A 21,655-nucleotide genomic window follows, 5' to 3' on the forward strand; every position below is an offset into this window, starting at 1 on the left:
TTTTCTCGAAACCCGCCTGCGCGAAGGGCTCCGGAAAGGCGTGGCGGCTCCGGCAGCGAAGTCCCGCACCCCGACCGGAGACCCTGGTCGAGTACCCCCTCGGGGTAGGGGTACACTGGCGCACATGTCGTCGTCCGAGCCGCGCCGCAGCCGCACGGGATCCGCCCTGACGCGGATCCTGCTGATCACCGTGCTGCTGCTCGGGTTCGGATCCATGCACACCCTGGGCCACGTCCAGCACGAGGCACACGCCTCGACCGGTGCCCATTCATCCGGTGCGCATTCATCCGGTGCGCACTCGGCCGACCCCCACTCGGCTGGCACCTACTCCACCGGCGCGTACTCAGCGGCGCCGGAGAGCGCCCTGCCGCTCCCCGAGCTGGACCCGACCTCGGTCTGCCTGACCCTCGGTGCCTTCGTCGCCGTTCTGCTGGGTGTGGCCCCCGGCGCCTTCCTGCGCTGGCCCAGCGCCCCCGCGGACACAGCCGGTCCGGCCCTGTTCCCGGTCCGGCCTCCCTTCCCCGCCCCGGACGGACCCTCCCTCTCCCGTTTACAGGTGCTGCGCGTCTAGATGCCCGCGCGCCCCGGCACCCGCGTGTCGGCAGCGCGCCCCGCAGCACAGACGGCCGCGTCGGACCCGGATTCGACGCGGAGGAGATCCCAGAGAGGAAAGGTCACCATGACCTCGTTCGAGCGTGCCCTGAAGAAGCGGGTCCTGACCGCGGCCACCGCCGCCTTCGCCACCGCCCTGTTCGCCGCGGCCTGCGGCAACGGCGGCGACGAGGACTCCGTGACCACCGCCCCGGAGAGCGCGGAGCAGACCGCCGAGTTCAACGACGCGGACGTGCACTTCGCGCAGATGATGATCCCCCACCACGAGCAGGCCGTCGACATGGCCGACCTCGCCGACACCCGCGCGGGCTCGGAGGTACGGGCCCTGGCCGAGGAGATCCGTGCCGCTCAGGGGCCGGAGATCGAACAGATGGAGACGCTGCTCGACGCCTGGGGCGCCGAGGTGGAGCACGGCATGGACCACTCCCAGATGGACGGGATGCTCTCCGAGGAGCAGATGTCCCAGCTGGAGGCCGCCGAGGGGGAGGAGTTCGACACCCTGTTCCTGGAGTTCATGGTCCTGCACCACGAGGGCGCCGTGGACATGGCCCGCACCGAGCTCGCCGACGGGGTCAACCCCGAGGCCCGTGAGCTGGCCGAGGAGATCATCGCCGCTCAGGAGGACGAGATCGAGCAGATGAACGAGATGCTGGGTGTCGAGGAGTCCGCTGTCGAGGGCCCGGGCGAGGACGCCACCGACGACAACGACGACCACTCGGATCACTAGGTCCGGGGATCGCCAGGGGGCCGGTGCAGGAGTACCGGCCCCCGCCCCCGTGTGAGATCAAGGCGTCATCCGAGAGGCCGGAAGAGAACCATGCGAAGCCGAACACGAACACACACCCGAACCCTCGGCGTGCTGGCCGCGACGGGTCTGCTCGCCGTCGCCGCGGCGTGTGCGGAACCGGAGGGGGGCGTGCACGCACAGGCCGGAGCGGACGGGCCCGCCGGGGCGGACGCGGAGGGGGTGGCGAACACCGTCGGTGTGCCCCTGCCCGAGGAGGCCCAGCACGTGCACGGGGTCGGGGTCGACCCCGGGTCCGGCAAGGTCCTGGTGGCCTCGCACGCGGGCCTGTTCACGGTGCCCGCCCCCGACCGGCTGACCCGTGAGGCGACGGTACCCGCGCACGTCGGACCGGCGATCGACCTCATGGGCTTCACCGTCCGGGGCCCGGACCACTACCTGGCCAGTGGACACCCCGAGGGGGACACCGACATGCCCGACCCGGTCGGGTTGATCGAGACGCGCGACGGCGGCCGGAGCTGGGCGGCCCTGTCCCTGGCGGGCGAGTCCGACTTCCACGCGCTGGCCTCCGCCGGTGACCTGGTGGTCGGGTTCGACGGTGTGCTCCGCTCCACCGAGGACGGGGTGACCTGGACCGGTCTGGACCCGGAAGTGGAGGCCTTCGACCTGGCCGTGTCCGACGACGGGAGCACCGTCGTCGCCACCACCGGGCGGGGACCGGTGCGTTCCGCGGACGGCGGAGCCGCCTTCGCAGTCGTGGCGGGCGCTCCCCCGTTGGCCCTGGTCGACTGGGTGCCCGGAGGCGAGACGGTGTTCGGGGTCGCGGTGGACGGCGGTGTGTACCGGAGCACCGACGCCGGTGGCACCTGGGAACGCACCGGTGAGCTGCCGGGCAACCCGGAGGCGCTGCACGCCGACGAGGACCAGCTGATCGTGGTGGCCGACCTCCACGCGGCCCGCTCCACGGATGAGGGAGCCACCTTCGACGCCTGGTAGCCGACAGAGCGCTCTCCCGTCCCGCGGAGGGCGCTCTGCTTTCGGCTCGGGGAGGGTCGGCCGGCTGCCAGACTCGGGGCATGGGAGAGTTCGTCACCATCCGGGATCACCCCGAGGTCAGTCTGTTCTGTTCGTTCCTGGGACCCCCCGACGGCATACCGTTGTTGGTGGTCCACGGCGGGCCCGACTGGGACCACAGCTACCTGCGCCAACCCCTGGACCGGTTGGGCCGCCACGTGATCCTGCCGGATCTGCGGGGGTGCGGGCGGTCAACCCAGGGCTTGGGGCCAGGCGGTTACTCCTTCCGGGCCGCCGCTGACGACCTGGTCATCCTGGCCGACCGGCTCGGCCTGGGCCGGTTCGACCTGCTCGGGTTCTCCACCGGCGGACAGATCGCCCAGCGCGTCCTGCTGGCCGCCCCGGACCGGGTGCGGCGGACGGTGATCGCGTCCAGCACCCTGTGGCCGGTCACCGACGCCGACTTCGGCCCCTGGCCCGAACGGGACGCCCTGCGCACGGCCGAGGCACGTGTGTGGGCCGAGTCCGCCCTGACCGGTCCCGACCTGGTCCGGGAGGCCGCTGTCGCGGGGGCTCCGGCCAGTGTCCGTGTCCCGGATCGGCTGCCCGCCTATCTCTCCCTGCTCGACCGTGTCTCCTGGTCCGCCGAGTGGGTTCCCGGGTTCCTCGCCGGAACACTGGACTCGCCCAGGCCGCCGGAGGGCCCCGAACGGTTGCGGGCGCTCGGCGCTCCCCTGCTGTTCCTGCACGGCAGGGAGGACATGACCTTCCCCGCCTCCTTCGCCGAGCGGGCGACCGAGTTCCTGCCGACGGCCGAGGCGGTGGTGCTGGAGGGTGCCGGGCACATGGCGCACGTGGACCGGGCGGAGGCCTGGCTCGACGCCCTGGACGCCTTCCTCTCCCGCCCCTGACCTGCGGCCTCCCCGCTCGGTACGTGCGAAGGTCCGGCCCCGACGGATTCCGCCGGGGCCGGACCTTCTGCCAGGGGGTTGGCCGAGAGCGCTCTGCGCACCGGTGAGCGCCCACCGCACCCGCCGTTAGCCAGCGGCGGGGATGACGCTGCCCTGGTACTCCTCCTCGATGAACCGGACCGTTTCCGGGGAGGTCAGCAGTTCGACGAGGGTGGCGATACGCGGGTCGTCGGTGTTGTCGGCGCGGGCGGCGAGGACGTTCACGTAGGGGTTGCCCTCGAACCCCTCGAGCAGGATCGAGTCCTCCTCGAAGTCCAGACCGGCTTCCTGGGCGTAGTTGTTGTTGACGATCGCGGCGTCGACGTCGTCCAGGGAGCGGGGCAGCTGCGCCGCCTCCACCTGGCGGAACCGGAGGTCGAGCGGGTTCTCCTCGATGTCGTCCAGGCTGAAGGCGGACTCGTCGATCCCCTCGGCGAGCGTGATCAGGCCGCCCTCCTCCAGCAGGAGCAGCGCGCGGAACTCGTTGGTGGGGTCGTTGGGCAGGGCGACCTCGGCGCCTTCACCGAGTTCGTCGACGTCGTCGACGACGTTGGAGTACAGGCCGAGCGGGGGCAGGTAGATCTGTTCGACGGCGACGAGGTCGGTGCCGTTGCCCTCGTTGTACTCCAGCAGGAACGGTTCGTGCTGGTAGAGGTTGACGTCCAGCTGTCCCTCGGCGAGGGCGGCGTTGGGCGCGATGTAGTCGGAGTACTCGTGGATCTCCAGGTCGAGACCGGCGCCGGCGGCCAGCTCGGCTTCGATGAATTCGAGGATGTCACCGGCGGGGACCGCGGTGGCGCCGACGACGAGGGTGTCCTCGCCGTTGGCCTCGGCCGAGGCGTTCTCGGAGGGTGCGCCGCAGGCGGTCGCCGCGAGCAGGGCCAGGGCGGCGGGGACAGCGAGGGTGGCGCGGCGCATGAGGGTCCTTTGCGTACTACGGGCAGGCGGTTCCAGGAACACGGACGGAACGTCACGCATTTCCTATTTGCCCGACCTTAATTCAGGGTTACCCCGGAACCCCAGCGCCAGTGACCAACCACACACGCCCTGACCAGCCCGAAAGGCATCGGTCAACCCTTGAAGGATCGCACACCGAGCAGCCCGGTGCCCTTGCGGTCCGCATACGACAACGCGTCCGCGAACTCACTCATGGCCAGTGCCATGCGCTCCACCACCGCCGGTTCGTCGTACTCTCCGAAAGCATCGGTGCGGGCCCCGGCCCGGGAGACGGCCACGCAGTCCACGAGCACCGCACCGAGCAGGGTCAGGGTCGGCATCAGCGGTGTGTGGGCGCGCATCCCACCCGCCTGGCCCGGCGAAGCGCTCATCAGGACGGTGGGTTTGCCGACCAGGCCTCCCGAACCCACCAGCCAGTCGATCGCGTTCTTCGTGACTCCGGCGGGTCCGTGCGCGTACTCGGGGGTGGCGATCAGCACTCCGTCGGCCTCGGACGCCCGCGCACGGAACTCACGCACCACCTCGGGCCAGGCCTGTTCGTCGTTCTCCAGGTCCGGGTTGAACAGGGGCAGCCGCCCCGCCAGGTCCGCGCCGACCACCCGGAGCTCAGGCCGCACCCGCTGGGCCAGGCGCAACAGCGCGGCGTTGTAAGAACCCTGCCGCAGGCTCCCACAGATGCCCAGAACCACTCGCTCGGCCATGCCCGTCCTCCTTGCCGCCCCGGCTGCGCACCGCTCCGGCGCAGCCCGACCAGCCTGGCATAGGGCGGTCAGCGGGCGGCAGGGCTCTCCCACGTTCCGCGGCCCCGGCCGGTCGGGTCAGTGCGGTCGCCCGCCCCGCAGGTCCTCGATGATGCGGGCGACCGCGGCCCCGGCGGTGCGGCCCGCGCCGACCAGCGTGTCGGAGGCGGCCCCGGTCCAGTCCCCGTAGCCGACCAGGTGCAGCCGGGGTTCCCGGACGCTGCGGTTCCCGTCGACCGGGATCCGCCCGTCCGCGTCGAACAGCTCCAGCGGGGCCAGGTGGTCCAGGGCGGGCCGGAACCCGGTACACCACAGGACCGCGTCGGCCTCCAGTTCGCTGCCGTCGGCCCAGACCACACCGGTCCGGGTGAACCGCTCGAACATCGGCCGTGCCACGAGGACGCCCCGGTCCCGCGCCCGGCGCACGCTGGGCACCATGACGATGTCGCCCAGACGAGCCGCACCCCGGCCCGGCCCCGCGCCCTCGGCGTACCGGGCGGCCTCGTCGAACAGCACGCGGCCGTCCACGTGGTCGGGCAGGAACCTGACCGGACGCCGGGCGACCCACGTGGTGTGCGCGACCTCCGCGAGGTCCGCGAGGAGCTGCGCCGCGGAGTTACCGCCGCCCACGACCACCACGCGCCGCCCGGCGAACTCCTCCGGGCCCCGGTAGTCGGCGGTGTGCAGCTGCCGGCCCTCGAAGAGGTCCCGGCCGGGGTGGTCGGGCGTGTGCGGACGACGCCAGGTCCCGGTCGCACTGACCACGTGCCGGGCACGCCACGTGCCCGTGGAGCCGACCACCTCCAGCGCCCCCTCCGCACGGCGCACCCCGGTAACGGTCACCGGGCGGCGTACGGGCAGTTCGTAGCGTCGCTCATACGCGGCCAGATACTCGGCGACGTGCCCCGCCGAGGGGAGTTCCTGTCCCGTTTCGGTCGGCATCCACGAGCCCGGCAGGGAACTGTGCTCGGCCGGGGAGATCAGCCGCAGGGAGTCCCAGTAGCCGCTCCAGCTCCGGTCCCAGAAACCGCCCGGCGCCCGCTGCCCGTCGAGGATGACGTAGTCGGCCCGCGCGCGGCTGAGGTGGTACCCGGTGGCCAGTCCCGCGGGACCGCCTCCGATCACGACGACGTCGTACTCGGCGTCGGCGGGTGCGGCCACGTGTCCTCCCGGGTGGTGTGAGTCGGCCGGCGGCCACGCGACCGGGGCCGCGTCGGAACCGGCTTCCCAGTGTGGGTGACACGGACGACCGGATCGCCATCGCCCCCACGCCGTCGAACGGCTAGCCCAGGAACATCTCCCCGATCACCTGGTCGCCCATGAGCTCACCGGTCGGGCGGAAACCCAGCCCCGTGTAGAAACCCTCCGGGCCGCCCTCTCCCGGGAGCCACATGACGGTGAGCCGGTTCTGCCCCCGGCGGCGGGCCTCCTCCGCCACCGCCCGCACGGCGAACCTGCCGTAACCCCGGCCCTGGTGCCCGGCGGACACGTTCAGCCGCCAGATCCCGCAGCGGAAGGCGTCGATCCCGGCGTCGGGGTCGAACCCGCCCATGACGAAGCCGACCGCCTCGTCACCGTCCATGACCAGCCGGGGCCAAGCGATGTCCGGACCGGCCGCGTAGGCTTCCGCGAGGGATCTTTCGACCGGGGCCACAAAGCGTTCCTGGTTCGGGCGAACGCGCAGTTCGCAGGCGGCGTGCACATTGTCTGGAGTGATCTGCGCGAGACGCGGAGCGGGGGGTGTGTTGGTCATGGTCGAAACCCTAGACCGACCCGGCTCACGAAAAAGCCGCCGCGGCCCGGCCCTCGTGAGCGCGCACCGAACCGGCCACTGGTCCGGGCCCATCAGGTTCCGTGGCCGTCCGGAGTTCGCCACATCACGAAGGTGGAGCGGTGGAAGCGCGGTGCCCCGTCACCACTGAACGAGTCCGAGAGCATCAGGGTCTTCCAGGCCTCCTGGCGGACGGCGACGGGGTGGGAGCGGGGTCGGGGCTCGGACGCCCCGACGGCTCCTCGGTCTCCTCCTTGCAGGATCGTCGACACCCGCGGCTGCTTCCGACTCCTGTGTCGGTTCCGGGTACAACCGCCGGAGTCGCGGGTCAGTGGCCGGGAAGCGCCCCGCCGTTGACGCCCAGCACCTGGCCGGTGGTCCAGGACGCCTCGGGCGAGGCGAGGAACTCCACCACCGCGGCCACGTCGTCGGGGGTGCCCGCACGGCCGACCATGGTCTCGGCGGCGAGCGTGTCGTGCCTGCCCGAGCGGCCCTCCTTGGTGAAGAACTCGGTGTCCTGCACGTAGCCGGGGGTGAGTGTGTTGACGGTGATGCCGTCGGGGCCGCCCCGCTTGGCGAGGTCGATCCCCCAGCCGCACAGTCCCGCCTTGGCCGCCGCGTAGGCGTCGCCGCCGCCCCGGTGCGCGGCGATGGAGCTGATGTTGACGACCCTGCCGCCCGGGCGCCGGAAGGCGGGCCAGAGCGCCTGGGTCAGCATCATCGCGGACAGCAGGTTGGCGTCGATGGTGCGCCGGTAGATGTCGAAGGTGCCCTTGGTGTCGACCGGGGTCTCCTTGATGATTCCGCCCGCGTTGTTGACGAGGACGTCCACGGGTTCGGCCGAGAGCTGTTCGGCCGCGGCCAGGACGGCGTCCTCGTCGGTGAGGTCGACCGGCAGGGGGATGATCCGCGCCTCGGGGTTGCCCGCCGCGACCTGGTCGAGGACCTCCTTCCGGCGTCCGAGGACGTGGACCTCGTCCCCTGCCCTGGCGAGGCGTTCGGCGATCGCCCTGCCCATTCCCGTGCCGCCGCCGGTCACGATGACTCTGCGCATGTGGTTCCTTCTCGCTGGGGTGGTCGCGCGAAGGAAACCACGCCCCGACAGGAGTGCAACCGACTTTCCGCCCCGCGCGGATTCGGAAGGACGCTCTCTCCTTCCATGAGAACGAACGGTCGACACCCGGTGGACACGACCAGAACCCAACCACTCCAAGGCGTAGCATTTTGACTACTTGAAGTGATTAACGATGTCGACTCGACCTGGAGCTCACATGAAGTTGCCCGTCAGACCGCACCAAATGGTCCTGCGCGCCGCCACCGGCGCCTTCATCCTCAACTCCGGGCTGAGCAAACGCGGCGCTGACGAGGACACCGCGATGGGCCTCCACCAGATGGCGGTCGGCACGTACCCGTTCCTGGACAAGATCGACCCGGTCACCTTCACCCGGCTCCTGTCCGCCGGGGAGATCACCCTGGGCACCGCACTGCTGGTGCCGCTCGTGCCGAGCAAGCTCGCGGGGGCCGGGCTGAGCGCTTTCGCCGCCGGTCTCCTCGGCCTGTACCTGCGCACCCCGGGGATGCACAAGCCCGGCAGCCTGGCCCCCACCCCGGAGGGCACGCCCCTGTCCAAGGACCTGTGGCTGCTCGGCGCCGGACTCTCGCTGGTCCTGGAGGGCTGCGACCGGGACTGACCCGCGCCTCGGCCGCCGCCCGGGCCGGGACCGCCGGCCCGGGTGTGCGCGCTCCCCGGATCGGCGGGGCTCCCGGCCGGGGTTGTGGGGCAGCGGCCAACTACTGTGGAGTAGCTTCGGGACCTCCGTCCCCTCCCCGACCCGAAGGGCCACCCCCGTGTCCTCCTCCGCCCCCGTGTCCTCCCCTCGCCGTACCGCCCTGGTCACCGGGGCCTCTTCCGGGATCGGAGCGGCCGTCGCCGCCGCTCTGGTCGAGCGCGGTTACCGCGTGTTCGGCACCAGCCGCGACCCCGAGACCGTCAGCGCGCGGGTGCCCGGGGTCGAGTACCTGGCCCTGGATCTGACCGACTACGAGTCCGTGGAGGCCTGCGCCAAGGCCGCGGGCGAAGTGGACGTCCTGGTCAACAACGCGGGTGAGAGCCAGAACGGACCGGTCGAGGAACTGCCCATGGACGCCGTGGAACGGGTGTTCCGGCTGAACGTGTTCGGCGCGGTCCGGCTCACCCAGCTGCTTCTGCCGGGGATGCGGGCGCGCGGGTACGGGCGCGTGGTCATGGTGGGTTCGATGCTGGCGAGTTTCCCGCTGGCGTACCGGTCCTCCTATGTGGCGTCGAAGGCGGCGATGAAGGGGTTCTCCGACGCCGTTCGGCGCGAGGTGTCCCCGTTCGGGGTGGGCGTGACCACGGTCGAGCCGGGTTCGATCAACACCGGGATCAGTGAGCGCCGCACCCAGTACGTGGGTGACCAGTCCCCGTTCCTGGAGGAGTACCGGACCATGGTGGGCACGCTCAACGCCAACGAGGCCAAGGGGATCTCGGCGGAGCGGGTGGCGCGGACCGTGGTCGGCGCCATCGAGGCGAAGCGGCCGCGTCCGCTGTACGCGGTGGGCAGCAACGCGCCGCTCGTGTTCGCGCTGCGCCGTCTGCTGCCCCGCGCCACGATGCTGCGGATCGTGGCCCGAAAGCACGGTCTCAAATGATGCCGGACAGGCCCCGCGGACACCACTGACAGCGTTCCGTCGGCACCGGTCGGCACGCTCGCCGCGCAGGCGAACACGTTGCCCGAGCTGACACACCGCTCCACTGGGCAGGAGAGGCGAACCAGGGCACAATCAGTGCACACGGGTCTCCCGCACCCCTGGGCCCGTAGCTACGTCATCCACTCCGGGAGAGCGATGTTCACCTTCGACAGCAGCGACGGCCTCACCGTGCACGTCCACGAGTGGCAGCCGGACGGTCCGCCGCGCGGTGTCGTCCAGCTGGCCCACGGCATGGGCGAGCACGCCCCGCGCTACGCTCCCCTGGCCCGGGCGCTCAACGAGCGCGGGTACGCGGTGTACGCCAACGACCACCGGGGCCACGGGGCGACCATCCACGCCGAACCCGGCCAGCTGGGTGCGGACGGCTGGAACCTGCTGGTCGCCGACATGGCCGCCCTCTCCCGGATCCTGCGTGAGCGCCACCCCGGTCTGCCTTTGGTGCTCGTCGGGCACAGCCTGGGTTCCTTCGCCACCCAGCAGTACCTGCTCGAACACGCCGACCTGCTTGCCGGAGCGGCGCTCAGCGGTACCACCGCCGTGGACCTGTTCCTGGGTTCGGTCCCGCCCGGGACCAGTGACCTCAACGAGGTGTTCAACGCTCCGTTCCAGCCGGTCCGAACCACCGCGGACTGGCTCAGCCGGGATGAGGAGCAGGTGGACCTGTACGTCGCGGATCCCCTGTGCGGGTTCGCGCTCGACGAGGAGGCGCTGGTGGGGCTGGCCACCGCGGCCTTCGGTCCGCTCACGGACCTGTCGGGGGTGCGGACGGACCTGCCCCTGTACGTGCTGGTCGGGGACCACGACCCGCTCAACCACCGGTTGGAGTTCAGTGACGCCCTGGTCGAGCGCTACCGCAAGGCGGGTGTCGAGGACATCGTCTACCGCACCTACCCGGGCGCACGGCACGAGGTGCTCAACGAGACCAACCGGGCGGAGGTCATCGGCGCGTTGGTGGAGTGGGTGGACCGGGTGTCCGGGAGCTGACCGCCAGAGCTGACAGCTGACCGGTCCGACCGCACCCCTGCGAGCGCGCCCCTGGGAAACGACGCCTCTCGGAACACGTGCCCATCGGGACGGTCACCGAGGGTCGGGCCCCCGACGGGGAGCCTGGTGCGGCCGGGCTGGGCGGGTCCCTTAGGTTGGCCTCAGCAGATGTGGATCCGACCGGAGGTACACGCGTGACCAGTGTCGTCAAGTTCAACGTCCTGACCGTCCCGGAAGGGGAGGGTGCCACTCTGGAGGAGCGTTTCGCCAAGCGCGCGGGGCTCGTGGAGAACCAGGAGGGCTTCGAGGAGTTCCAGCTCCTGCGCCCGGTCGAGGGTACCGACAAGTACCTGGTGTACACCCGTTGGCGGTCCGAGGAGGACTTCCAGAACTGGGTGAGCGGGCAGGCCTTCAAGAAGGGTCACGCCCAGGCCGCGGCCGACGCCAAGAAGGACGGCCACGCCCACGGCGGGCACGGTGGTCCGGCGGCGACCAACAGTGAGATCTGGGGCTTCGAGGTCGTCCAGCACGTCACCGCCAAGGGCTGACCCCTCTTCCTCCGCGCTGTCGGCGGGTCACGAGGGCCCGCCGGCGGCGCGGGGTGTACCGGGGTTGGAGCGCGATCAGCGGACAGCGAACGGGCCCGGGGGCCGGGTGCGGAACACGGCCCCGGCGCGACACCGACGCCCCGGGGCCGGGGCCGGGGCCGGGCCCCGAGCTCACTGCGTTCCGGACTCACTCAGGCCTGCGGGCCTCGATCAGGTGGCGCGCGGAGTGTGCGACGAACGGGCCCTGGTCCTCGATCCGTTCGTGCAGTTCCCGTAGCCGGTCCAGGTACTTGTCCACGGTGAAACCGGGGACCATCCACACGACCTTGCGCAGGAAGTACACGACCGTGCCGATGTCGTGGAACTCCAGTCGGAGCCGTTCCGCTCTGAGGTCGACGACCTCCAGCCCCGCGGCCTCGGCCCCGGCCCGGTCATGGTCCGGGTGGCGGGCGTTGTTGTTCTCGTCGGACTGCGGTCCGAGGAAGTACTCGTACAGCTCGGCCGCGCTCGACGGCCCGACGTGCTGCGCCAGATAGGTACCGCCGGGAGCGAGGACGCGGGCGATCTCGTTCCACCAGACGGTGACCGGGTGGCGGCACACGACCAGGTCGAACGCGGCGTCGGCGAAGGGCAGCGGGGGTTCGTCGGGGTCGGCGACGACGGCCACCCCTCGGGGGTGCAGCAGGCGGGTGGCCTTGGTGACGTTGGGCGGATACGCCTCGGTGGCGACGGTCAGCGGCGGGTGGGCGGGGATCCCCGCGAGGACCTCGCCACCACCGGTCTGGATGTCGAGGGCGGCGGTGGCGCGGGCCATCCGCTCGCCCATGAGGCGCTGGTAGCCCCAGGAGGGCCGTTGCTCGGTGGCCCGGCCCTCGAACCAGGAGAAGTCCCAGCCTTCGGTCGGTTCGTTGACGGCCTCGTCGAGGAGTTGGTCGAAGGTTCGGTTCATGGGGGCATCCTCGCCCGGTCCGCAGCGGGGGTCCAAGGGTTTTTCCCTGGCCTGTCGGCCGCTGCGGGCCCGCTCCCGCACGCCCCGAGGTGACCGCGGGCCCCGCGATACCTGCCCCGTGCCCGAGCGGTGTCGGCAGAACCGGCCCCGGCGATCGGAGCTCAGTGATGGGACGACAGGATGGTTCGCCATGAGAACCCTCGTCCGGAGCGTCCAGCACGCCGTCCCCCTCTCCGCCGTGACCGCGGGCCTCATCGCGGTCCTGGTCGGGGTGACTAGCTCGGCGGCGATCGTGTTCACCGCCGCCGAGGCCGCCGGGGCCTCGCCCGGGCAGATCGCCTCGTGGATGCTCGCGCTGGGTGTGGGCATGGCCGTGACCTGTGTGGGTCTGTCCCTGCGTTACAGGGCCCCCGTGGTGACCGCCTGGTCCACGCCGGGTGCGGCCCTGCTGGCGGTCGGCCTGGACGGGGTGAGCATGTCCCAGGCCGTGGGAGCCTTCCTGTTCTCGGCCGCGCTGATCACGCTGAGCGGGGTGACCGGCTGGTTCGAGCGGGTGATGGACCGGATCCCGGTGCCGTTGGCCGCCGGGCTGCTGGCGGGCGTGCTGCTGCAGTTCGGGATCGGGCTGTTCACCAGTATGGAGGGCGACTTCGCGGTGGTGTTCGCGATGTTCGTGGCGTACCTGCTGTGCCGCCGGTGGCTGCCGCGGTACGCGGTCCTGCTGTCGTTGCTCACCGGCGGTGTGGTGGCAGCCGCCCAGGGGTCGCTGCGGTTGGGGTCGGTGGACCTGGCGCTGGCCTCCCCGGAGTTCGTCGCGCCCGAGTTCTCCTGGCAGGTGCTGGTCAGTGTGGGCCTGCCGCTGTTCGTGGTGACCATGGCCTCGCAGAACCTGCCCGGGGTGGCGGTGCTGCGCGGTGACGGCTACCGGGTGCCGATCTCTCCGGTGATCGGGTGGACCGGGGCGACCAACCTGGTGCTGGCCCCATTCGGGTGCTACGGGATGAACCTGGCCGCGATCACCGCGGCGATCTGCACGGGCCCGCAGGCCCACCCGGACCGGGAACGCCGCTATCTGGCCGGGGTGTGGGCCGGGGTCTTCTACCTGTGTGTGGGGTTGTTCGGTGCGACCGTGGCCTCCCTGCTGGCCACCCTGCCCTCGACCCTGGTGCTGGCCATCGCCGGGTTGGGGCTGCTGGGCACGATCGGTGGTTCGCTGGCCTCCGCGGTCTCGGACGAGGGGTCGCGGGAGGCCGCGGTGGTGACCTTCCTGGCGACGGCCTCGGGGTTCACCCTGTTCGGAGTGGGTTCGGCCTTCTGGGGGCTGCTCGCCGGGGTGCTCACCCTGCTGGTGACCCGTTCGTACCGTGCCGGTGCGGAGAACTCCTGAGGCTGAGGGGCCCTGCGGGAAAGGGCTTGCGGGGCCGCAGCTCCCGCCGCTATAAATACTGGGGCCGTCACCGCCCCCGGTACGGCGACGACGACGAGAAAGGAGGCACATCCGATGTTCCCCGTGATCACCGCGTCCGTGTCCTCCCGGGTCCGCGACCACCGCTGACCCCGGTTGGCGGGCGCACACACCGAAAGTGCTGCCTTGACCGTTCTTCCGAACGACCTGACCATCCGTACCATCACCGGCCCCGAGGAGCTGGAGCTCTTCAACCGGCTGCCCTACGTGCAGAACGACGAGCTGGCCGACGACCTCGCCCAGGGACGCCGTCGCCCCTCCTGGATGTGGATGGCTCTGGACGGCGACCGTCTCCTGGCCCGTCTGTCCTGGTGGTGCCGTCCGCAGGACGACGCCCCGTTTCTGCTGGACCTGATCGACGTGGACGACAGCGCCCACGACATCGACCGTGTCGCCGTGGCCGAGGAGCTGCTGCGCACCGCCAACGCAGCCCTGTTCCCCGACGGCGTGCCCGTCGCCCAGGGCACTCCCCCGCCCGAGTTCCTGCGTTTCGTCCCCGCCGGCTGGCGTGAGGACGAGAGCGACCGGCGCATGGTGGAGGACCGTGTGCGCGCGGTCGAGCGGTCGGGAGCCGTCCCGCTCGTCGAGCGGCTGCGCTACGAGTGGTTCGCCGGGTACCCGGTTCCCCAGCCCGGTGACCGCCTGCGGTTCCGCGGGATCGAGAGCACCGAGGACATCCTCGGCCTCATGACCCGGGCCCTGGACGGCACCCTGGATACCCACGACCGGCTCGACCTCGAGGAGAAGTCCGCCGAGGAGGTCGCGGCGGCCAACTTCGCCGACGAGTTCGCCCACTACGACACGCCCCGGAGCTGGTGGCGGGTGGCGACGCTCCCGGACGGCGAACCGGTGGGCTTCGTGATCCCGGCCCGTAACGCCTACCACCCGATCATCGCCTACATCGCGGTGCTTCCCGAGCACCGCGGCCACGGCTATATCGACGACCTGCTCGCCGAGGGCACCCGCGTGCTCGCTGAAGAGGGCGTGCCGAACATCCGGGCCGCCACGGACGTCGGGAACGTCCCCATGGCCAGGGCGTTCGAGCGGGCCGGTTACGACACCACCAGCGCTGTGGTGAACCTGACCTGGGAGAAGTAGCTTCAGCGGCGCCCCTGCCGGCAGTGCCCTGAGTGGCGCCGCCCCGGCCGGGGCGCGCAACCCGAGGGGAGGGGCGCTCGGGCGCCCCTCCCCTCAGCCGTGTCCGCCGGAACCGCCCGGCGCACCGGGCCCATCGGACGCGTCGGCCAGACCGTCAGAGGCGACGACCCCCAGAGCCTCCACGAGATCGGCGGCGAAGCGGTCCAGCGGGGGAAAACCCTCGGTGCCCTCGGAGAAGGCCTCGAGGAAGCCGCGCTGGAAGCAGGCCCCGACCAGCAGGGCCGCTGTCGCGTCCGGGTCGGTGCCCGACTCGACCCGTCCCAGGTCCCGCTCGGCCGCCAGGTAGGCGGCGACCGCCCGGTTGACGTTGAGCGGACCGGCCCCGTGTGCGCTCAGGCCCTCGCGGTGCCGGCGGAGCAGGTCCGGTTCGGCGAAGAGGGAGCCGAGCATGGGAGACCCGTGCCGGAAGAAGGGGACGGCGCCGAGCACGATGCCGACCAGGGTGTCGCGCACTCCGTCGCGGCCCACGCGTTCGGGCAGTGCGGCGAGGTCGCCGACGAACGGCGGGAAGCGGTGCCGCAGGACCTCCAGGAAGAGCTCCGACTTGTCGGTGAAGTGTTTGTACAGGGTCGCCTCGGAGTAACCGGAGGCGCGGGCGATCTCCTTGGTGGTGGCGTTGGCCATGCCCAGGCGCTCCATGACCTCGGCGGCGGTGTCCAGGAGGTGCTGGCGGGTCTGGGCCGCGGTCGAGCGGGGTCGGCGTTTCCTGGTCTGGCCGTCGTCCATGGGGCTCCTAGGTGCTGGCTGCGTGCTGTGCGGGGGACGGGCCGGGGCCGGCGGTGAGCAGGCGGCGCAGCCGGACCAGTTCACCGGCGACGTGGGGACCGGCGAAGAACACACCTATCACGGTGGAGAAGGCGACCCAGGCGAGCAGTGCCGCCCCGGGGTCGGCGACGGTCGCGGTGCGCTCGAACACCCAGTACAGGGAGGCGGCGTAGGCGGTGAGGCCAGCGGCCAGGGACCCGATCCTGGAGATGCCGAGGACGGCGGCCGCGTAGAGGGCGGTCATGGGTGCGAGGAAGAGGCCGAGTTCGTGGCCCAGCAGCATGAAGACGGTGTAGGCGGCGGTGGCGGCGCTCAGGGCGATGAGCGGCCGGGTCCGGCACCAGTACAGGGCTGAGCAGCCGACGGCCACCAGCGCGAGGGTGAGGGCGTCCGTGGGTCTGGTGGCGCCCCAGCCGGAGACCGGGGCGAAGGGGTCACCGTCGAGGGTAGCGAGGGTGGCCGCGAGTTCGAGGGCCAGGACGAGAGTCGCGATGACGGCGACGGTCGTTCTGGGGCGACGACCGAAAGGGAGCGAGGACGCGCTGTTGGTGGCGGTGGGGTTCACGGGAGCTCTCCTAAAAGTGAGTGGGCACTCACTAACTTTAGGTTCAACCCCTCTGGCACGACAAGCCCCGGAACCCGCCAAGGAGCCGGGTTCCCGCCAGCAGGGTTCGAACGAACACCCCCGAGGAGACGGGCAGGGCTTCTCGCGAGCCCTTCCGGCTCCGGCTTGCCGGTCGGTGCCGCTGCCGTGGCCGCGGCACCGACTGGTTCAGCGGGTTCCCGCGATGATCCGCCCCGTCTCGGCGACCGCCGCGAGAAGGTCCTGCGGATCAGCGGTCATCCCGGCGACCACGAAGTCCACCTCCTCCATCCCGGCCCGGGCCAGCAGGGTCTTGTCGTTGGTCACCCACTCACCGCGTGCGGCCAGGACGGCGTGCGCCGCCTGGGACGCGGCCTGGGCGACCAGCCCCGCGCACTGGGCCACCCGGCCGTAGGGGGCGTGGTCGCGCTCGGCGTAGGCGAGGTTGGCGGAGGCGAACCCGCGCCACTGGGGCGGCGCACTGCGGCGCAGCCGATCCGGGTACCCGGGCCGGGGCAGGTCACCCACCAGCACCCGGCCCAGGGCGAGCTCCGCCACCACCAGGTAGGTGGGGATACCCACCAGGTGGAACATGAGCGGTTCGACCCGGAAGCGGCCCTGTTCGGCCTCGGCCAGTTCGTGTTCCACCGAGTCGAGGTCGCGGTAGTGGACGTCCACCGGGCGGCCGTCGATCCGCACCCGGGCTCCGCCGTTGAACACGCCCTCGCTCCAGCCGCCGAGCTCCGAAACCTCGCCCTCCCACCCGACGTCCCGAAGGGCCTGCGGGGTGAACTCGCCCTTGGGTCCCCGGTAGTAGACGGCGAGGTCCCAGTCGCTGTCCGGCCGGTGCGTACCCTGTGCGCGCGAACCGCCGAGGCTGACCGCCTCGACCCCGGGCAGGGCGGCGAGACGGTCAGCGGTGGCCGCGAGGAAGCGTTCGTCGGAGTCGGAGAAGGTCATGCTCCCATGATGAACTCTGACGACGGTGTTCCACTCCTCATTTCTCCGACCGCGGAGCCGCACCGGCGGAGACGGGTTCCGGTTCCTTGCGGTCGGGGCTTCCATAGGTCATCCGGCGCAGGAACGCCTCGGCGGGTCCGCGGACACCGAACCGGGCCGTGATCGACGAGACCGCCGAGACCGGTGTGTCCGATCTCATCATGGAGGGGATTGCCCGCCGCGCGGGGACCGCCAAGACCTGTACCCACCACACGCCCGCGCCCATCGCTCTTCGTGTCACGGACGGTCAGGCGTGGCGACGGAAAAGCGGCAGGGGAGGAGAGCGGTGGAGTGGGGTCGGCCCTTGAGGATCCAGCTCTGCCAGAGGGTGGTGTCCCATGCTTCCGAAACCCCCATATTCCCCGTGATCTTGCTACCAGAAGCGAAATCGGCGCCGAACTTGCTCCTGGTAGCAAGATCATCTTCAGAAGGGGGCCCAAAACCGCCCCGCCACCCGGCGCGGCGGCGGCACGGGGTGGCGGGGCGCTGTCGGCTCAGCCCTCGTCCTCCTCCCTGCCTCGGGTGGTCCCGCCACCGTTGTCACGCTGATCACCGCGCATCTTGCGGGCCCTGGCCTCCAAGGGCACGTTGCGCCGCCGTTGGAGTCCGGAGCCCTCTGCCGTCTCGGCGGAGAGGGACTTCACCAGGGCCGCCATCATGAAGAACCCGATGATGAAGAACGGCAGCCCGAACACGATGATCGTCTGTTGGAGGGCGTCCAGGCCGCCCACCCCCGAGGCCGTGAGGACGGTTGCGGCGACCACCCCCTCGGTGATGCCCCAGAACACCCGCTGACGGGTCGGTGACTGCTGCGTGCCCGAGCAGAGCATGTCCACCACCAGGGACGCCGAGTCCGAGGAGGTGGTGAAGAAGATGACGACGATGACGATGGACACCACCGAGAGGAAGGTGGCCAGCGGATAGTTCGCCAGGAAGGCGAACAGCGCACCGGGGATGTCCTCCTGGACCACGACCTCGTCGACCAGCCCTCCGTTTCCGTTCAGCTCCATGTCGAAGGAGGAGAGGCCGAAGACGCTGAACCAGACGATGCTGAACGCGGTGGGCAGCCCCAGGACCCCGATCACGAACTCGCGGATCGTCCGCCCCTTGGAGATGCGCGCGATGAAGATGCCCACGAAGGGCGACCAGGTGATGGTCCAGGCCCAGTAGAAGACCGTCCACGACCCCTGCCAGCCCGTGTCTCCGAACGCGTCGTTCCAGAACGAGAGCGGGACCAGCCATTCGAGGTACACACCGGTGGTCTCGATGATGCCCTTGGCCAGGAACAGGGATGAACCGGCGAAGAAGACGAAGAGGAGCAGTCCGACCGCCATCACGATGTTGATGGAGGAGAGCCACTTGATGCCCACGTCCAGGCCGGTCATCACCGAGATCACCGCGATCAGGGTGATGACGGTGATGAGGATGATCTGGGTGAGGCGGGTCTCCTCGATGCCGAACAGCGTGTTGAGGCCGCTGTTGATCTGCATCGTGCCCAGGCCGATGGTGACGGCCACCCCGAACAGGGTGCCCAGGACCGCGAGGATGTCGATGGACCGCCCGATCGGGCCGTGGATGCGCTCACCGAGGAAGGGGTAGAAAATGGAGCTGACCCGAAAGGGCAGGCCCCTGCGGTAGACGAAGTAGGCGAAGGCCAACGCCGGGAGGCAGAAGATCGTCCAGGTGTGGAGGCCGAAATGGTAGAGCGTGAATCCCATCGCCTGTTCGGCCGCCTGAACCGACTCGGGTTCGACGTTCTGCTGGGGCGGGTTGGCGAAGTGGCTGACCGGTTCCGCCACTCCCCAGAACATGAGGATGCTTCCGATACCGGCCGCGAACAGCATGCAGAACCAGGTGAGATTGCTGTACTCGGGTTTGCTGTCCGGAGACCCGAGCCGGATCTTGCCGAAGCGGCTGGCCGCGATCCAGATCAGGAAGATCAGGAAGGACGTCACTCCGAGGATGTAGAGCCACCCCAGGTAGGACAGGATCCAATTGGACACGGCACCGAAGACCGCGTCCACGGAATCGGTGAAGGCGATGGCGGACACCACGAAAACGACGGTGAACGTGGCCGATATGAAGAAGATCGCCGGGTTCGTTTCCAGACCCAGCTTGCGTGCCAGCTTTTCGAGCATGCCGACTGCTTTCTGGTGTTTCGGGGCTTTTCGACATGACGGGAACCACCCTTTCCCGCGCGTCGACCTCGGGCAAGGATACGCACCGGGGAGCGAATTCCTCCGGTATCACCTGCCCCTTCGCCGATAACGAAACCGTTCGTACCCGGACGCACTGCGAGCACACTGGCAGAGCTCACCGGACGAACACCGCGCCGGGCCGCCCGTCCGGCGCGTCGGGCCCGACCCCGACCCGGCGCCACCCCTGCCGTAGGTAGAGGCGCAGCGCGGGAGTGTCGGCGTCGGTGGTCTGGAGCCACAGACGCCCCGGAGCTTCTTCGACGATGCGGCTCAGTAGCGCTGTCCCCAGCCCCCGCCCCCAGGCCCTGGGGTGGACCGCGAGCAGCGGGACAGCGTAGGAGTCGGCCAGTTCCCGCTGGTCCTCCCCCAGCCGTTGACGGAGCTGCTGTCCCCAGGGGTCGTCCTCGGACCAGGCCCACGGGTACCCGTAGACGAACCCGATGAGCTCCGTTCCCTCATGGGCGGCGAGCACGATCGTGTCGGGACGGTTCACGTTCACGGCGTACAGCCTGGCGAAGAGGGCGGCCGTGGAGGACGGCTCGTTGAGCGGCGGCGGCGCGGAGGCGGCGGCGTAGAGCGACTCGACCTCAGCCGGAGTGGGTGCGGTTTCGGGTGTGCGGCGGCTGATGCCGTGGGGGTTGGCCATGCCGTCTTCCCTACCCCCTTGCTCTCGGGATCACCGGGAGGCAGAGGTTCGCGGGCGCCCCGTGGGGGAAGGAGCCCTTCCGTACCCGAACCCGATGCCCCTGTTCGGTCGACCCCGGGAGAGCCTCTTGGACGCTGTGCTGTTCGACATGTTCGGTGTGGTCGCGATGGACCAGTCACCGGCGGTCCGGGCCACGATGGTGGAGTACTCCGGCCACGGCCACGACGCCTTCTGGACCGCCTACTGGGCACCGCGCCAGGACTACGACCGGGGCGACCTCGACGGCCCCGCCTACTGGAAGGCGGTGGGCGAGCTCCTGGGTGGGCCCTTCGCGCCGGGACGGGTCGAGAAGTTCATCGCCCTGGACCTGGACAGCTGGTCCCGGGTGAACGAGGAGTCGGTGGCTCTGGTCTCCGAGCTGTCCGGGGCGGGGGTACGGCTCGGGCTGCTCTCGAACATCCCCGCGGAGCTCGCGGAGCGCTTCGAGGAGCTCCACCCGCACGTGCTGGGCCTGTTTCCGACACTGGGGCTGTCCTGCCGGATCGGGCGCGCCAAACCCGAGCTCGGAGCCTACCGGTGGTGTCTGGAACGCATGGGCGTCCCGGCCGGGGACGTGCTGTTCGTGGACGACAACCGGGCCAACGTCGAGGCGGCCCGGACACTCGGGTTCCGCGGGCACGTGTTCACGTCGGTTCCGGAGCTGCGACAGCTCCTGGGCCGCGGCTGAGCGCCACTGCCGACAGAGCCCGGCCGCACAGGGACACGACCGATAGAGCCCGCTGGGAACCGGGACCCGGACCGGTGACGGCCGTGAGGCCGCCACCGGCGCTCGCCTGTGGGACGGGTACCGCTCAGGTGTCGAGCTCGCGGAGGAGCTCGGCGACCTTCTCAGGCTGCTCGTACAGGGACAGGTGTCCCGCCCCCTCGATGGTGTGCACGTCGGTGTTGAGGAACCGGCGGGCCGGTCCGTGCAGACGCGCGGACGAGAAGAAGGGGTCGTGCGAACCGGTGGCCACGCGGACCGGGGTACCGGCCCAGGCCAGAAAGGACTCCGCGTGGAGCGGGGTCGGGGTCGAGTGGGTACGGCAGTGGCGCGACACCATGGTCAGCCACTCCGCCTCGGAGCGGTGCTCCGCACAGCCGGTGTCCGTGGACGGGCCACTGAGGAACTCGATGAGTCGGGTACTGGTCTGCTCGTTGGGGTGGATTCTCCACGGCAGGGTCACGCGCATCGACTCCGAGCTGACGCCCGCCGCGGTCAACCCGGCCGGGTTGAGCAGCAGCATCCCGGCCACCAGCGGGTTCGGGGTCGAGGACAGCGCGATCGCGGCGCCCCGGGAGTGGCCCAGCACGATGACGGGGCCGTCGGTGATCCGGGGCAGCAGTTCGTCGAGCCACGCACCGTAGGCCTCGATCCGGGAACCCGCGGTCCGCTGGCCGCAGCTCAGACCCGGCTGTCCCGGAAGGTCGACCAGCAGTACCGGCCGGTCCGCGGCGAGCGCGCGGGCGGCGGGGACCGTGGTGGCGGCGTTGAAGTTGGTACCCGACAGGACCAGGACCGGGGTTCCGGTTCCACCCGAGGCCCGGAAGGCCTGTGTGGGACCCAGGCGGGTCTCCACGGGAGGAAGGGGTCCGAGTTCGGGCCACTGACTCAGGGCTCTGTGACACCAGGCGTGTACGGACCGCTCTGCGGTTTCGGAGCGGTAGACACGCGCGGTGCGGCGGGGGACGACGGTCATGGATCTGGTTTCGCGTAGAGAGACATGTGGTGTCAGCCGCGTGAACTTCCCCGGCACACCAGAGAGGACTGTACGCCTCTGTTCGGCCCCTCGCCACCCCGG

25 protein-coding genes are annotated in these 21,655 nt (G+C 70.7%); 11 read left to right on the top strand and 14 right to left on the bottom strand.

What is annotated here, in order from left to right; all coding sequences use genetic code 11:
• The first annotated feature begins 124 nt into the window (after positions 1-124).
• The 4 genes from NE857_RS26610 (at position 125) to NE857_RS26625 (ending at position 3,282) form a co-directional block, all read left to right on the top strand.
• Positions 125-571 (top strand): DUF6153 family protein, encoded by a 447-nt coding sequence (locus NE857_RS26610; protein ID WP_254418129.1) that lies wholly within the window; start codon positions 125-127, stop codon positions 569-571.
• Positions 572-679: 108 nt separating this feature from the next.
• Complete coding sequence (locus NE857_RS26615; protein WP_254418130.1) at positions 680-1,339, top strand: DUF305 domain-containing protein; 660 nt, start codon at positions 680-682, stop codon at positions 1,337-1,339.
• A 90-nt stretch (positions 1,340-1,429) separates the two neighbouring features.
• On the top strand, positions 1,430-2,353 hold the full coding sequence (locus NE857_RS26620; protein ID WP_254418131.1) for a F510_1955 family glycosylhydrolase: 924 nt from the start codon (positions 1,430-1,432) through the stop codon (positions 2,351-2,353).
• A gap of 80 nt (positions 2,354-2,433) precedes the next feature.
• Positions 2,434-3,282 carry an alpha/beta fold hydrolase gene (locus tag NE857_RS26625; protein WP_254418132.1) on the top strand — a complete coding sequence of 283 codons (849 nt, stop codon included), beginning with the start codon at positions 2,434-2,436 and terminating at the stop codon, positions 3,280-3,282.
• A 126-nt stretch (positions 3,283-3,408) separates the two neighbouring features.
• Here NE857_RS26625 and NE857_RS26630 read toward each other — a convergent pair whose 3' ends face one another.
• From NE857_RS26630 to NE857_RS26655, 6 genes are all read right to left on the bottom strand, one after another.
• Positions 3,409-4,239 (bottom strand): MetQ/NlpA family ABC transporter substrate-binding protein, encoded by an 831-nt coding sequence (locus NE857_RS26630; RefSeq protein WP_254418133.1) that lies wholly within the window; start codon positions 4,237-4,239, stop codon positions 3,409-3,411.
• Between the two features lie 152 nt (positions 4,240-4,391).
• On the bottom strand, positions 4,392-4,979 hold the full coding sequence (locus NE857_RS26635) for an NADPH-dependent FMN reductase (protein WP_254418134.1): 588 nt from the start codon (positions 4,977-4,979) through the stop codon (positions 4,392-4,394).
• Between the two features lie 117 nt (positions 4,980-5,096).
• Positions 5,097-6,179, bottom strand: a complete 1,083-nt coding sequence (locus NE857_RS26640) for an ArsO family NAD(P)H-dependent flavin-containing monooxygenase (protein WP_254418135.1) — start codon at positions 6,177-6,179, stop codon at positions 5,097-5,099.
• Positions 6,180-6,300: 121 nt separating this feature from the next.
• Positions 6,301-6,771 (bottom strand): GNAT family N-acetyltransferase, encoded by a 471-nt coding sequence (locus tag NE857_RS26645; RefSeq protein WP_254418136.1) that lies wholly within the window; start codon positions 6,769-6,771, stop codon positions 6,301-6,303.
• Between the two features lie 92 nt (positions 6,772-6,863).
• On the bottom strand, positions 6,864-7,061 hold the full coding sequence (locus tag NE857_RS26650; protein ID WP_254418137.1) for a hypothetical protein: 198 nt from the start codon (positions 7,059-7,061) through the stop codon (positions 6,864-6,866).
• Between the two features lie 56 nt (positions 7,062-7,117).
• A complete protein-coding gene (locus NE857_RS26655; RefSeq protein ID WP_254418138.1) occupies positions 7,118-7,843 on the bottom strand; it encodes an SDR family NAD(P)-dependent oxidoreductase in 726 nt (241 codons plus the stop codon).
• Between the two features lie 217 nt (positions 7,844-8,060).
• On the opposite strand from NE857_RS26655, the gene NE857_RS26660 reads away from it, so the two are divergent.
• The 4 genes from NE857_RS26660 to NE857_RS26675 all read left to right on the top strand — a co-directional run bounded on the left by NE857_RS26660 (position 8,061) and on the right by NE857_RS26675 (position 11,051).
• Positions 8,061-8,480: a hypothetical protein gene (locus tag NE857_RS26660; protein WP_254418139.1), complete on the top strand. Its 420-nt coding sequence runs from the start codon at positions 8,061-8,063 to the stop codon at positions 8,478-8,480.
• Between the two features lie 175 nt (positions 8,481-8,655).
• Positions 8,656-9,459 carry an SDR family oxidoreductase gene (locus NE857_RS26665; protein WP_254422102.1) on the top strand — a complete coding sequence of 268 codons (804 nt, stop codon included), beginning with the start codon at positions 8,656-8,658 and terminating at the stop codon, positions 9,457-9,459.
• Between the two features lie 195 nt (positions 9,460-9,654).
• Entirely contained in the window at positions 9,655-10,503 is an 849-nt protein-coding gene (locus NE857_RS26670) for an alpha/beta hydrolase (protein WP_254418140.1), read from the top strand.
• 194 nt (positions 10,504-10,697) lie between these two features.
• A complete protein-coding gene (locus NE857_RS26675) occupies positions 10,698-11,051 on the top strand; it encodes an antibiotic biosynthesis monooxygenase family protein (RefSeq protein ID WP_254418141.1) in 354 nt (117 codons plus the stop codon).
• A gap of 187 nt (positions 11,052-11,238) precedes the next feature.
• Here NE857_RS26675 and NE857_RS26680 read toward each other — a convergent pair whose 3' ends face one another.
• Positions 11,239-12,000: a class I SAM-dependent methyltransferase gene (locus NE857_RS26680; protein WP_254418142.1), complete on the bottom strand. Its 762-nt coding sequence runs from the start codon at positions 11,998-12,000 to the stop codon at positions 11,239-11,241.
• A 190-nt stretch (positions 12,001-12,190) separates the two neighbouring features.
• On the opposite strand from NE857_RS26680, the gene NE857_RS26685 reads away from it, so the two are divergent.
• Together NE857_RS26685 and NE857_RS26690 are read left to right on the top strand one after the other, a co-directional pair.
• A complete protein-coding gene (locus tag NE857_RS26685; protein ID WP_254418143.1) occupies positions 12,191-13,387 on the top strand; it encodes a benzoate/H(+) symporter BenE family transporter in 1,197 nt (398 codons plus the stop codon).
• A gap of 204 nt (positions 13,388-13,591) precedes the next feature.
• Positions 13,592-14,563: a GNAT family N-acetyltransferase gene (locus tag NE857_RS26690; RefSeq protein ID WP_254418144.1), complete on the top strand. Its 972-nt coding sequence runs from the start codon at positions 13,592-13,594 to the stop codon at positions 14,561-14,563.
• Between the two features lie 93 nt (positions 14,564-14,656).
• Here NE857_RS26690 and NE857_RS26695 read toward each other — a convergent pair whose 3' ends face one another.
• The 6 genes from NE857_RS26695 to NE857_RS26720 form a co-directional block, all read right to left on the bottom strand.
• Positions 14,657-15,349 carry a TetR/AcrR family transcriptional regulator gene (locus tag NE857_RS26695; protein ID WP_254418145.1) on the bottom strand — a complete coding sequence of 231 codons (693 nt, stop codon included), beginning with the start codon at positions 15,347-15,349 and terminating at the stop codon, positions 14,657-14,659.
• A gap of 7 nt (positions 15,350-15,356) precedes the next feature.
• On the bottom strand, positions 15,357-15,953 hold the full coding sequence (locus NE857_RS26700; RefSeq protein ID WP_254418146.1) for a hypothetical protein: 597 nt from the start codon (positions 15,951-15,953) through the stop codon (positions 15,357-15,359).
• A 207-nt stretch (positions 15,954-16,160) separates the two neighbouring features.
• Positions 16,161-16,931, bottom strand: coding sequence for a nucleotidyltransferase family protein (locus NE857_RS26705; RefSeq protein WP_254418147.1), 771 nt, complete (start codon positions 16,929-16,931; stop codon positions 16,161-16,163).
• Positions 16,932-16,968: 37 nt separating this feature from the next.
• Positions 16,969-17,133 (bottom strand): hypothetical protein, encoded by a 165-nt coding sequence (locus NE857_RS26710; protein WP_254418148.1) that lies wholly within the window; start codon positions 17,131-17,133, stop codon positions 16,969-16,971.
• A 331-nt stretch (positions 17,134-17,464) separates the two neighbouring features.
• Positions 17,465-19,108: a BCCT family transporter gene (locus tag NE857_RS26715; protein WP_254418149.1), complete on the bottom strand. Its 1,644-nt coding sequence runs from the start codon at positions 19,106-19,108 to the stop codon at positions 17,465-17,467.
• Positions 19,109-19,283: 175 nt separating this feature from the next.
• A complete protein-coding gene (locus NE857_RS26720; RefSeq protein ID WP_254418150.1) occupies positions 19,284-19,814 on the bottom strand; it encodes a GNAT family N-acetyltransferase in 531 nt (176 codons plus the stop codon).
• A 127-nt stretch (positions 19,815-19,941) separates the two neighbouring features.
• On the opposite strand from NE857_RS26720, the gene NE857_RS26725 reads away from it, so the two are divergent.
• Positions 19,942-20,541 carry an HAD family hydrolase gene (locus NE857_RS26725; protein WP_254418151.1) on the top strand — a complete coding sequence of 200 codons (600 nt, stop codon included), beginning with the start codon at positions 19,942-19,944 and terminating at the stop codon, positions 20,539-20,541.
• A 124-nt stretch (positions 20,542-20,665) separates the two neighbouring features.
• Here the strand turns inward: NE857_RS26725 and NE857_RS26730 are convergent, their stop codons facing one another.
• Positions 20,666-21,553 carry an alpha/beta fold hydrolase gene (locus tag NE857_RS26730; protein ID WP_254418152.1) on the bottom strand — a complete coding sequence of 296 codons (888 nt, stop codon included), beginning with the start codon at positions 21,551-21,553 and terminating at the stop codon, positions 20,666-20,668.
• Positions 21,554-21,655 lie beyond the last annotated feature (102 nt).

Source organism: Nocardiopsis exhalans (genome assembly GCF_024134545.1).
Taxonomy (GTDB): domain Bacteria; phylum Actinomycetota; class Actinomycetes; order Streptosporangiales; family Streptosporangiaceae; genus Nocardiopsis; species Nocardiopsis exhalans.